Below are 12,077 nucleotides of genomic sequence, written 5' to 3' on the forward strand. Positions count from 1 at the left end.
TCTCGGGTCAGAGTCGGCGGAGATGCACGGCGCGCACCGCGTGGTCAGGCCCCTTCTCGAGCACGACGTCGGCGCGCGCGCGCGTCGGCAGGATGTTCTCGGTGAGGTTGGGGCCGTTGATCGTGCGCCAGATCTGGAGCGCGAACGCGCGCGCCTCGTCGTCGCCCATCGCGGCATAGCGATGGAAATAGGACGACGGATCGCGGAACGCCGTCGCCCGCAGCGTGAGGAAGCGCTCGATGTACCATCGTTCCAGGTCGGCCTCGTCCGCATGGACGTAGATCCCGAGGTCAAAGAAGTCGCTGACGGCGATCGCCGCGGCGCGGTCGGGGCCCTGCAGGACGTTCAGCCCCTCGAGGATCACGATGTCGGGCTGCCTCACGGTCTGCGCCATCCCGGCGAGCACGTCGTAGGTGGCGTGCGAGTACACCGGCACGTCGATCGCTTCGACGCCGGCCTCCAGGTCGGCGAGGAACTGCACGAGCCGCCGCAGATCATAGCTCTCGGGAAAGCCCTTGCGGTGCAGGCCAGCGCGCGACGCGAGCACCGCGTTGGGGTACAGGAAGCCGTCGGTGGTCACCAGATCGACCCGCGGGTGGTCGGGCCACCGCGCGAGCAGCGCCTGCAGCACGCGCGCCGTCGTGCTCTTGCCCACCGCGACCGAGCCCGCGATGCCGATCACGAAAGGCCGCCGCCCGGCGGGGCGGCCGAGGAAGGTGTCCTTCACGCGGCGGAGCTGCTGCGCCGCGCCGACGTGCAGGTTGAGCAGCCGCGAGAGCGGCAGGTAGATCGTCGCGACCTCGTCGAGCGAGAGCCGCTCGTTGAGGCCCCGAAGGACCATCAGGTCGGCCTCGGTGAGGGGCAGCGGCGTGGCCGCGCGCAGGCCGGCCCACTGCGCGGCGGAGAAGACCTCGTAGGTCGTGACGGCATCCATGGTCGGTCGGGAGCGATAGTACGCTCCAGGCCGCTCGATCCGGAGCTTTCTCGCCGAGGATCGTCGCTCGACCCGGGTCGGCTCGCCTCGACCCGGGTCGGGTCGCCCGCCGCCGTCGCTCAGAAGAAGCTGTAGAGGGACAGCTTGATGCGCTCGTTGGTCGCGGTCACGCCGTCCGCGAAGGTCTGCTCCGAGTACTGGAACGAGAGGCCCGCGCGGATGGCCGGCGTGATGTCGGCGAACAGGTTGCCGTCGATGTAGCGCGACTTGTGGTAGGCCGTGCGGAGATCGCGGTAGCCGTTCTCCTCGGTCACACGGTCGTTCGAGCCCTGGGTGTAGTTGCCGGAGACGGAGAAGCGCCCCGAGGGCGGCAGATAGTACTGGAGCCCGACCATGAACCCCGTCCAGCCGATCGTCTTCAGGTTGTTGTTCGCGTCGAACACGACGAGGCCGTTGTCGATGTTCGGTGTATAGACGGCTCCGTCAGGGAGCGGCGGGTGCGGCACGTTGCTCGCGACGCCGACGATGTCCGCGATGCCCGTGCCAGAGAAGAACGAGCCGGTCAACGTCAGCGCGTTCCCGGCGTCGTCCAGCGCCTCGGCCGGGATGATCGGGACCATCGCGTCGACCGAGAGCCCGTAGCCGTTGGCCGAGCGCAGCTCGAGCGGGGTCGCGGAGTGCTCGTTGACCCTGAGATGGCGGAACACGCCCGAGACGCCGATCGACAGCGGATCGTGCAACATCCCGCCGGCGCCGAGCGTGTGGATTCCCTTCCAGCCGTTGATCCCGATGCGCAACCCCGCCTGCATGTCAGGCACCTCGGAGTCGCGCTGCGGCGGCTTGAGGACGGCAGCGGCGATCTCCACGTTGGCGGCGTCCGACTTGAAGTTGTGGCCGACGCGCAGCTGCGGCATCCGCCCGAAGACCTGGTTCATCACCGGGAAGAAGGACGTCGTGGCCGGGAAGAAGAACGGCTGCCACCCGAACAGGTGATAGCCCTGTCCGATCAGCAGGTCGACGTAGTCCGACTCGACCTTGATGTGGGCCTGACGCAAGCGGAAGGTGCCGCTGCTCACCAGCGAGGCCTCGGAGACGGTGGGCGGCTGATTGCCGAAGAAGTCGAGCTCCAGCACGGCCGTTGTCTTGATCCCGGACACCTCGGGCGCGTTCACCCTGACGCCGAACCTGGAGTTACGCGCCGTGAAGTGCGTGCGGCCGTGCGAGCCGGCGTAGGTGTCCTCGCGCTGGATGACCGTGGCCCCCACCGACTCCCCGAAGCTCTCGGTGGTGTCGTGCATGATGTCGAACTCCGCCATCCCGTAGATCGTGGCCTTCCACTTGGAGGTCACCGGAACAGGATCCTTGGAGGCCGGCTTGACGGCCTCCGCCGGCGGCGCCGCCGGAGCCGCCACCTCCGCAGGCGGCGTGGCCGGCGCCTGCGCGTCCGCCGGCGTGGCCGGCGCAGCGGCCTGCGGAGCGGCCGCGTCCGGCGCCGGCGGGGGGGTCTGGGCGTGCGCGACCGCCGCCACGAAGAAAATCGACGCACCGACTAGGTTCGCAATCTTCGATTGATTCATGTTCGAAGCCCCTGGGTTATCCATGGCGCCAGGAATCCCCTGCAAACGCCGCAACTATTGGTTTTAACTACGTTTTACGTCGCACCGCGCAGCGCGCGCACCACGGCCGTCTCCCCCCGGGGAGCCGCTGGAATCGACAGGGTGAACGGCGGGCGCGCCTCCTGCGCGCTCCCTCAGGGCGCGCGGCCCGCGTCGCAGAACGCGCGGGCGCGGGCGACGAGCTCGTCGCGCCGCCCGTCGCGCAGGAGCTTGAGATCCACGAGGTTACCGCCGACGCCGACCGCCACCGCGCCCGCCGCGAAGAAAGTGCCCACGTTCTCCAGCGTCACGCCGCCCGTGGGCATGAGCGGGATATGGGGCAGAGGCGCCTTGAGCGATTTGAGGTACGAGGCGCCGCCGAGGGCATCGCAGGGGAACACCTTCACGACATCTCCGCCCGCCCGGTGCGCCGCCACGACCTCGGTGGGCGTGAGCGCGCCGGGAGCGTGGACGACGTTCATCGCGACGCACGCCCTCACCGTCGCCTCGTCGAGCGCGGGGCTGACAACGAAGCGCGCCCCGGCCTCGACGCACGCCTCGGCGGTGCGGGCGTCGAGCACCGTCCCCGCGCCGACCAGCGCCCGCTCGCCGTGGCGCGCGGCGACCTCGCGCACGACCTCCACCGCGCCGGGCACGGTCATCGTGACCTCGAGCACGTCGATCCCCCCCTCGAGGAGGGCCTCGACCGCCTGCAGCGCCTCGCCGGCCGAGCCGGCGCGCACAACAGGGACGATGCGCCCGCGCGCGATCCACTCGAGCACGGATTGCTTGTTCATCGGTCCACCCGGGCCGTGCCCATCTTCATCGCCTTGAGCACTTCATCGAGGGTCGCCATCGTCGTGTCGCCGGGCGTCGTCATCGCGAGCGCCCCGTGCGCCGCGCCGCAATCGACCGCCCACTGCGGCCCCTTGCCCATCAAGAAGCCGTAGATGAGCCCCGAGGCGAACGAGTCGCCGCCGCCCACGCGATCGAAGATCTCCAGGTCCTTGCGCTCGGGCGCCCTGTAGAGCTGGCCGCCCTCGTACAGCACCGCGCTCCAGTCGTTGCGCGTCGCCGAGGTCGCCACGCGGAGCGTCGTCGCCACCGCCTGGATGTTCGGGAACACCGAGAGGACGCGCTCGATCATGCCCTCGAACGCGCCGACGCGCAGGTTGGCGTGCCCCTCGTCGACGCCCTCGACCTCGAAGCCCAGGGCAGCCGTGAAATCCTCCTCGTTGCCCAGCATCACATCGACGTACGGCGCGAGCGCTCGATTGACCTCCTGCGCGCGGGCCTGACCACCGATCGATTTCCAGAGCGACGGGCGGTAGTTGAGATCGTAGGAGACGACGACGCCGTGCCGCCTGGCCGCCTCCATCGCCTCCTTCGCCACGGCAGGCGTGGTCTCGGAGAGCGCGGCGAAGATACCGCCGGTATGGAACCACCGCGCGCCCTGGGCGCCGAAGATCGTATCCCAGTCGATCTCGCCGGGCTTCAGCTGAGACGCGGCCGTGTGGCCACGGTCCGAGAGGCCCACCGCCCCGCGAATGCCGAAGCCCCGCTCGGTGAAGTTCAGGCCGTTGCGCACGAGGCGCCCCACGCCGTCGTGCGTCGCCCAGCGGACGTGCGTGAGATCCACGCCGCCCTGCAGCATCAGATCTTCGAGCAGGCGGCCGACGGGGTTGTCCGCGAGGGCGGTCACGATGGCCGACCTGAGCCGGAAACAGCGGCGCAGGCCGCGGGCGACGTTGTACTCGCCGCCTCCCTCCCAGGCGTGGAAGCTGCGGGCGGTGGAGATCCGCCCGTCGCCGGGATCGAGGCGCAGCATGACCTCGCCGAGGGACACGAGATCCCAGCGGCAGGTGGAAGGATCACGGAGCGTGAAGGACATGGCTACCTTGCAGTGGTGCAGGCCGTGAGGCGGAAGAGCTGGTGGACAGGCAGGGTTCAAGGGGCCGCCTCCATCGCGGGTATCGCGATGAGACGGGCCGATGGCGGTGATTACCGATCGCCTCCTGGCGCGCGGGACGACTCGACCTCCGCGGCGGACGGGCCTGTGTAGCCCTTGGCGGCTGCGCCCTTCCCCTCGACGATGGGCCGCCCATCGCGGTCGAACTTGACGAGCTCCGCCTTGGTCCCCGCGTCCGTCGGCCAGAAGTACCAGCGCGCGTCCATCCAGCCCACGTGGGCGGCGGGGCCCTCGACCGGCGCGCCCGTCGCTTTCAGCTGGGCCGGCCGCGTCGCCCGGTACTGGTCGACCGAGGTGTACGCAGGGCGGTTGAGGGCGAATTGCAGCCCCGCGATGCTGGCGAGCATCACCAGGCCGCCGGCGACGACCGCCGCGTTCGGCACGCGCCGCTTCGGCGCGACCGGCTCGACGCGCGGCAGGATGAGGTGCAGCGCCAGCAGGCCGACGAGGTACAGCGTCCCCGCGAGCAGGAACGGCAGGACGTACGAGCCCGTGGCCGTGAGCGCCCAGCCGACGAAGATCTGGAAGAGCGCCCCGCCGACGACGCCGAACGCGGTCATGACGCCGACCACCGTGGCCATCGCCGGGCGCGGGAGGGCGTCCGAGACGAGCGTGTAGAGGTTGCTGCTCCAGCCCTGGTGCGCCGCCGCGGCGATCGACAGGATCGCGACAGCGACGTAGATCGTGGGGATGCCCGCGACGCTCGGGACATCGACGAGCAGCCCGACGGACATGACCGGCACCGCGGAGAGCGCGCACGCGAGCATCGCGAGCTTCCGCGCCGTGCCGACCGAGCGGCCGCTCGCGATGAGCCTGGAGGACAGCCAGCCGCCGCCGATCGCGCCGCCGTCCGCCACGAGGAACACGACGGGGATGGCGTAGGCCATGAAGGTCGGCTTCAGGTTGAACTCGCTGACAAGGAACTTCGGTAGCCAGGTGAGGTAGAACCACCACGGCGCGTCGGTGAAGAACTTCGCCGCCGCGACCGCGTAGACGGGCCGCATCCCGAACACCTCGCCGACGCCGAGGGACTCTGTCGCCTCCTTCGGGTCGGAGCGGATGTGCGCGAGCTCCTCGGGCGACACCTTCGGGTGCTCCTCGGGCCGCCGATAAAGGCGCGTCCAGAAGAAGATCCACACGACGCCGACGCCGCCCAGGATGAGGAAGCAGGTCCGCCATCCGTAGGCCTCCGCGATGCGCACCGCCAGGAGCGGGGCCAGGATGGCGCCGACGTTCGAGCCGCAGTTGAACAGCCCGGTCGCGAGCGCCCTCTCCTTCTTGGGGAACCACTCGGCCACGGTGCGGACGGCGGCCGGGAAGTTGCCGGCCTCGCCGACCCCGAGCAGGAAGCGGATACCGGCGAAGCCGGCGAAGCTGCCGACGATGGCGTGGCCGGCCGAGGCGATGTTCCAGAGCAGGAACGTCACGCTGAGCCCCTTGCGCGGCCCGACGCGGTCGATCCAGCGGCCGACGAACACCATGCCGAAGCCGTAGGCGAGCAGGAAGCTCACGTTGATGAGCGCGAGGTCCGTCGGCCCGAGGCGCAGCTCGTTCTCGAAGAACGGGATCAGCAGGGAGAACAGCTGCCGATCGAGGTAGTTGATCGTCGTCGCGAAGAAGAGGAGCGCGCAGATGGTCCAGCGCGTGCGGGACATGACGCCGGCGGTCGCCGGGGCCACGGGAGACGCTGCGGTCATTGGTTCACCCCGGAGGCGAGGAATCCACCGTCGACTGTGATGCTCGTACCGGTGATGAAGCTCACCGCGTCAGAGCAGAGAAAGAGGGCCGCGCCGACCAGCTCCTGCGTGTCGCCGAAGCGGCCGAGCGGCGTGCGAGCGAGAAGCTCCTGCCCGCGCCCCGTGCCGTTGAGGAGGGCCCGGTTGAGGTCCGTCACGAACACGCCCGGCACGAGCGCGTTCGCCCGGATACCGTGCTTCGCCCACTCGGCGCCGAGGCTCCGGGTGAGCGCCAGCACGGCCGCCTTCGACGCCCCGTAGGCCGCGACCTCGTGGAACGCGACGAAGCTCGACAGCGAGGCGATGTTGACGATGCGGCCCCGGCCGCTGTCCTTCAGCGGGCCATGAAAGGCCTGGCAGGCGCGCAGCATGCCGGTGACGTTCGTGTCGAGCAGGCCGCCCCACTCGGCCTCTCCCACATCGACAGTGGGCTTCCGGAAGGTCCGACCGGCGCAGTTGACGAGGATGTCGACGCCGCCGAACGCCTCGATCACGCGGTCGCGCAGGGCGTCGAGCGTCGCGCGATCGCCGACGTCGCACGCCGCCTCGATCGAGCGGACGCCCCGCTCGCGGATCTCGGCGGCGACCGCCTGCACGCGGTCCGCGCGGGTGCCCGTGGCCACGGTGTGGGCGCCCGCCTCGGCGAGGCCGAGGGCGATCGCGCGCCCGATACCGGAGGTGCCACCGACCACGACGGCCGTGCGGCCCGAGATGTCGAAGCGGCTCGTCATGATCCCAGCCACTCCTTCGCGATGCCCCCGAGGAGCGCCCGCGCGTCGCGCTCGATCTGCGCGTCGGTCGGCGGGACGGGCATCGCCCCGTAGCGCCGGGTCAGCGCCGAGGCGATCGACCGCCGCGAGTGGCGCCACTTGTAGATCAGCTGATCGAGGACGCGCGCGTCGGAGTGCTGCGGCACGAAGGTCGGCCCGAGCATCTCCAGGCGCATCATCGTCGTCTCCTCGATGAGGCTCGGGTTGTTCATGAACCACCAGCAGCCGAACGGCAGGACGTTGGCGAACTTGCGCGCCACGACGCAGAGGGGGTGCGTGTTCTCGCGCGCGAGCGTCGTGACGAGGAAGCGCACGTCGGGGTTCTCGTGAGCGAGCCGCTCGAGCGGGGTCAGGTCGACCGTGCTCACCCCGTCGCCGGCCACGCCGAGGCGGGGGTTCACCGCGCGCCGGACGCCGATCATCATGGCGAACGGCAGCCCGTGATCGCGGCACGCGTCCAGCACGGCCCGGGGCGGCGCCGAGACCTCGTTGACCGAGATCGCCAGGTAGCGCGGCCGCATGCGGGCGATCCACCGCTCGAGCTCGGGCGCGAGATCGGCCGCGTGGATGAGCCGATCGAGGCGCAGCGCCGTGTAGAACCGAGGATCGGGCGTGGCGCCCGCGTCCCAGATCGCGCGCTCCACCGGGTCGGTCGGATCGTTCGTCATCGCGAGCGCGCTGACGCCCGAGAGCCGCAGCACGTCCTCCAGGTGATCCTCGACCCGGCGCTCGGCGAAGAAGGCGCGGGCCTCGCGCAGATCCGGCGCGGCGGGGTCGAGCCCGAACGCGGCGAGCACCGTCGCCACGCCCGCGGTGGCCTCGGACAGCGGCGATCGGCGGACGAAGAGCGACGCCCACACGAGATCGGCCTGCGCCTTCTTGTCGAGCGCGAAGAACACCTCGGGCGTGACCTTCGGCTCGGCGCGCAGGGTCTCGGCGACGAGGTAATGGTACGTGAGGAGCTCGTCGACGCCCCAGAGGTTCAGCGCGGGGAACTGGGGCGCGAAGAGGTGGGTGTGAAGATCGATGATGGGCGCGGCGTCGACGGCCGCGGCCACGCGCTCGGCGAGGGTCATCTCGGCACCTCGGGGGTTCGGTCGTCCTTCGGATCGGCCCAGCGGTCGTTCGGCACGGTCGCGCACCAGGCCGGCCGCAGCGGGTCCTTGTCGTACGGATAGGAGCCCAGCCGGCGGTACTCCTCGGCGTAGTGAGCGAGCTTCTCGCGATCGAGGCGGACGCCCAGGCCGGGACCAGCGGGGACGCGGATACGGCCGTTCCGGTACGGGAGCGGGCCGCCCTGGATCACGTCGTCGCGCAGGTGGTGATAGTGCGCGTCGGCGGCGAACGAGAGGTTCGGGATGACGGCGCCGAGGTGCAGCATCGTCGCGAGCTGCACGCCGAGCTCGCCCGAGGAGTGGACGGCGACGCCGAGGCCGAACGTCTCGCAGATCCCCGCCGCCTTCACGCACGGCCGGATGCCGCCCCAGAACGTCGTGTCGAGCAGGATGACGTCGACCGCCGTGTCGAGGACGTTCGCGGCGAGCTGCTCGAAGCCCACGACCACGGTGTTCGTCGCGAGCGGCATCCGCACCTTCTCGCGGGTGCGCCGCATCGCGTGGAGGCCGAAGACGGGGTCCTCGAGGTAGTCGTTGTTCAGGTCCTCGATCGCCTGCCCGAAGCGGATTCCCTGCTCCGTCGACCAGACCGCGTTCGGATCGAAGCGGACGCGATCCTCGCCCACGGCGGCGGCGACCGCGCGGTAACACTCGAGCTCGTAGTCCGGGTGGAAAACCCCGCCCTTGAGCTTGTGCGAGGTGAACCCGTGCGTCTTCTTCAGCGCCTTCGCCTGCTCGACGAGCTGCGCTGGCGTCCGCACCTCGCCTGACCCGTCGGCGTTCGGGTAGCGGAAGAAGAGGTAGGACGCGAACGGCACCTCGTCCTGCAGCTTGCCGCCGAGGAGATCGTGGACCGGCACGCCGAAGGCCTGCCCGAGCAGGTCGAGGCACGCGAACTCCAGCGCGGCGAGGACCTGGGTGCGGTTGTTATAAAGAGAGGCCGTCGGGTTCGCGATCTTGAACCGCATCTCCTCGAGGCGGGCGGGATCGTGGCCGACGAGGTAGCCCTTCATCGCCCGGAACACGGCCTCGGCCGACTCGCCGCCGCCGCCCATCTCACCGAGGCCGATCAGCCCGTTATCCGCCTCGATCTCGACGATCGTGCGCACGAAGCGACCCCAGTGACAGCCGTTGGCGTGACGCAGGGGCGCTTCTAGCGGCACGGTGACGGTGGTGGCGCGGATGTCGACGATTTTCATGCGGGACGGGACTCCAGGGCCCCCAGCGGTCCAATGTGCCTCGACAAAGGCATCCCAGCGGGCAGGGACACCTGCCTCCGACGCGCCTCGCTCGATCTTCCTCGTGCAGAAAGCGGGGAATGAACCGGCGAGGTGGCGGGTTCTCCATGTGGAGGCCTCGCTTGCGCGGGGCCTGCCGTACGGCCCCGATGAATTCCCGGGCGGTGTCGCCCTGATCACACCTCGCGGTCGAATCTGGACGGAGGGCTCGAGCTCGTCGACGACGCCGCAGGGGACCTCCGGGAGGGCGGCGCGCCGAGGTCGCTGCCGCGCCGCGCTGTCACGCCGGAGCCACGCTGGGGGTTCACCGCCGCTCGCTGTCCAGGCGCCGCGTCTCCTCTCATGCCGCGCTCCTCCGCGAACCGCTGGAGGGCGACCACGGCATCCTCGTTATAGAGTCGAGTTCGCGCGCGCCTCCCGTCGAACCCTCGCGTCATCGTGTAGCGGCAGTTAGCAAGGGGAGGCACACTCAGGCGCTCCCTGAAGCGGCGCGAACGTCTCCGGGTCTCCGCGGTGATCCGCCGCATTTCTGCCCTTGCATGGCCATCCACGATGGCTGATAAAGGGAGGCTGGTCGGGGTCGGGGGAGATGGGCTTGGCTGAATGGCGTTCACACTCCGCTGTATCGACGTCTCGGACTGGAAGACCTTCGGGCTGCTCCAGCTGGTGATCGACACCATCCCGGATCCCATCTTCGTCAAGGATCGGCAACATCGCTGGATCGCCTGCAACCCGGGCTTCTGCAGGTTGATCGGGCAGCGCTACGACGATCTGATCGGCCGCAGCGACCCGGACTACTGGCCGAAGGAGCAGGCGGAGGTCTTCTGGAGCTACGACGACGTCGTCTTCAACTCGGGTGAGCCGAGCGAGAACGAGGAGAGCGCCACGGGCTCGGACGGGGTGGCGCGCACGATCTGGACCCGCAAGTTCCCCATGAAGAACGCTCAGGGGGAGGTGGTCGGCCTGTGCGGGCTCATCACGGACATCACCGACCTGAAGCAGCGGCACATGGAGGCCGAGCGGATGGCGGCCGAGAACCGGGAGCAGCGCGCGATCATCCAGATGCAGGCGGAGCTGCTCGATCGGGTGGCCATGCCGGTCATCCAGGTCTGGGAGGGGATCCTGCTCATCCCGCTGGTCGGCGAGATGAGCGATCGGCGCGCGGCCCAGGCGCTGGAGAGCCTGCTCGCGGCCATCGGGCAGCGGCGCGCGGAGTTCGTGATCCTCGACATCACCGGCGTGCCGGTGATCGACTCCGCCGTGGCGCGCCACCTGGTGCGCGCCGTGCAGGCGGCGGAGCTGCTCGGCTGCCGGAGCGTGATGGTGGGCATCGGCCCGGAGATCGCCAGGACGCTGGTCGGGCTGGGCATCGACTTCGGCCGGATCACCACGCAAGGCACGCTCCAGAGCGGGCTCGCCTACGCGATGAGCCGCCTCAGCGCGCAGCGCGCGGCCGCCCGCTGAGCCCGGGGGCCCGCCCCCAGAGCTCGGGCGCCGGGGCGGGCGTCGGCGGCGCGCGCAGGCGAGGCCGCCGCCGCGCCGGCTCATGGCGCACGAGCGTCGAGCGCCCGGATGCGACTGACCGAGTCGGCCAGCGTGATGCCATCGGTCTCGGCCGTCTCCCAGTGGGTGACCACATAGGTGGGCTCGAGCAGCTCGTCCGCGGCGTTGACCGCCGCGAGGTGGGCCGGGCCCATGACGAACTCGTACATCGCGTCGGTCGAGGCCCACACGGCCAGCGTGCGCCCGGAGCCGCAGGACGGCGACTGGCCCAGCTGAATGGCCAGGAGGCCGGGCTGCGACGCGAGCTCCGCCTGGATCGCCCCGAAGATCTGCACGTATCGCTGCATCACGGCGTCGCCCGGCCGTGGAACCCCGTACGTCGCGCTGACCGCGTACGACGACCCCTCCGGAGGCGGCCGGAGCTTCCCGGTCTCCGGATCGACGCCGGGCCCGCTCAGCGGGTCTGCCTCCAGATCGGCTTCGAGCACGCCCCCCGTGCACTCGGGAAGCTCGGGAAGGGGAGCGTCGGTCGTCTTCCCGCCGGAATCGGAGCTGCACCCCGACAGGATCGCGCCGAGCGCCGCGATGACGGCGGCGGCGAGCGCGCCCGAGGATCGCGCGATCGTCGCGCCCGGAATCTGGTCGAATCCACGTGTCGTCATGGTCATGTCCTCTCTGCTCTGTCCGTTGCTGGAGGCTCTGTCCGTTGTCGGGGGCTCAGTCAGCGCGCGAGACGATCCCGAAGACGAGGTCCGGGAACGTCCGCGCGAGGCGTCGAGAGTGGAAATTCGCCTTGCGACCCATGCTCCGCACCTGCACCGGGGTGCCGGGCGGCGGCGCGTCGCCGACGGTGACAGCCCATGTGAGGCTCTCGCCGGTGCGCACGGCGACATAGGTGTACGAGCCAGCCGGGAGTCGCTCCTCGACGAGGCCGGCGATGGGCGCCCTGTCGGCGGCGCCGCGGGAGAGCTGGCCGAGCGGGTTCCCGGCCGCCGCGTCGAGCGGCCCGGCGGCCACAGAAGGCGTGTCGAGCCGCCACGCGAGCACGAGGAAGAGCGCCGCGAAGACCGTGAGGCCGAGGAGCGGCTTCACGAGCCGGCGCCGGGCGGATCGCGGCGCGGAGCTCCGCGCCACGCGGGCCGAGGAGACGAGCGTCATCTGGGGCTCCTTGCGAGCACGCCTCGGGCCTCCCTCCGTGGGGGGCGCCGCGGCGTGAC

Annotated in this window: 11 protein-coding genes; 1 reads left to right on the forward strand and 10 read right to left on the reverse strand. The window is 70.5% G+C overall.

What is annotated here, in order from left to right:
• Nucleotides 1-7 precede the first annotated feature (7 nt).
• From coaA to WMF44_RS27815, 8 genes are all read right to left on the reverse strand, one after another.
• Nucleotides 8-934 carry a type I pantothenate kinase gene (gene coaA / locus WMF44_RS27780; protein WP_437293058.1) on the reverse strand — a complete coding sequence of 309 codons (927 nt, stop codon included), beginning with the start codon at nt 932-934 and terminating at the stop codon, nt 8-10.
• Between the two features lie 119 nt (nt 935-1,053).
• The gene (locus tag WMF44_RS27785) at nt 1,054-2,511 is read right to left on the reverse strand and encodes a hypothetical protein (RefSeq protein WP_437293059.1); all 1,458 of its coding nucleotides are present in this window, start codon (nt 2,509-2,511) and stop codon (nt 1,054-1,056) included.
• A gap of 173 nt (nt 2,512-2,684) precedes the next feature.
• Complete coding sequence (locus tag WMF44_RS27790) at nt 2,685-3,326, reverse strand: bifunctional 4-hydroxy-2-oxoglutarate aldolase/2-dehydro-3-deoxy-phosphogluconate aldolase (protein WP_437293060.1); 642 nt, start codon at nt 3,324-3,326, stop codon at nt 2,685-2,687.
• The gene (locus WMF44_RS27795; RefSeq protein WP_437293061.1) at nt 3,323-4,420 is read right to left on the reverse strand and encodes a PfkB family carbohydrate kinase; all 1,098 of its coding nucleotides are present in this window, start codon (nt 4,418-4,420) and stop codon (nt 3,323-3,325) included. Before WMF44_RS27795 ends, WMF44_RS27790 begins: the two co-directional genes overlap by 4 nt.
• Nucleotides 4,421-4,530: 110 nt before the next feature.
• Nucleotides 4,531-6,195: an MFS transporter gene (locus tag WMF44_RS27800; protein WP_437293062.1), complete on the reverse strand. Its 1,665-nt coding sequence runs from the start codon at nt 6,193-6,195 to the stop codon at nt 4,531-4,533.
• Nucleotides 6,192-6,965 carry an SDR family NAD(P)-dependent oxidoreductase gene (locus tag WMF44_RS27805; protein ID WP_437293063.1) on the reverse strand — a complete coding sequence of 258 codons (774 nt, stop codon included), beginning with the start codon at nt 6,963-6,965 and terminating at the stop codon, nt 6,192-6,194. Before WMF44_RS27805 ends, WMF44_RS27800 begins: the two co-directional genes overlap by 4 nt.
• Complete coding sequence (locus WMF44_RS27810; protein ID WP_437293064.1) at nt 6,962-8,080, reverse strand: hypothetical protein; 1,119 nt, start codon at nt 8,078-8,080, stop codon at nt 6,962-6,964. The genes WMF44_RS27805 and WMF44_RS27810 overlap by 4 nt, the downstream gene beginning before the upstream one ends.
• Nucleotides 8,077-9,318 (reverse strand): enolase C-terminal domain-like protein, encoded by a 1,242-nt coding sequence (locus WMF44_RS27815; protein WP_437293065.1) that lies wholly within the window; start codon nt 9,316-9,318, stop codon nt 8,077-8,079. Before WMF44_RS27815 ends, WMF44_RS27810 begins: the two co-directional genes overlap by 4 nt.
• A 642-nt stretch (nt 9,319-9,960) precedes the next feature.
• Between WMF44_RS27815 and WMF44_RS27820 the strand changes: the two genes are divergently transcribed.
• Nucleotides 9,961-10,821, forward strand: a complete 861-nt coding sequence (locus WMF44_RS27820; RefSeq protein ID WP_437293066.1) for a PAS domain-containing protein — start codon at nt 9,961-9,963, stop codon at nt 10,819-10,821.
• 80 nt (nt 10,822-10,901) lie between these two features.
• Here WMF44_RS27820 and WMF44_RS27825 read toward each other — a convergent pair whose 3' ends face one another.
• A complete protein-coding gene (locus WMF44_RS27825) occupies nt 10,902-11,522 on the reverse strand; it encodes an antibiotic biosynthesis monooxygenase family protein (protein WP_437293067.1) in 621 nt (206 codons plus the stop codon).
• A 55-nt stretch (nt 11,523-11,577) separates the two neighbouring features.
• Nucleotides 11,578-12,018 carry a hypothetical protein gene (locus WMF44_RS27830; RefSeq protein WP_437293068.1) on the reverse strand — a complete coding sequence of 147 codons (441 nt, stop codon included), beginning with the start codon at nt 12,016-12,018 and terminating at the stop codon, nt 11,578-11,580.
• Between the last annotated feature and the right edge of the window lie 59 nt (nt 12,019-12,077).

It is taken from the genome of Sorangium sp. So ce426 (assembly GCF_051475585.1).
Taxonomy (GTDB): Bacteria; Myxococcota_A; Polyangia; order Polyangiales; family Polyangiaceae; genus Sorangium; species Sorangium cellulosum_B.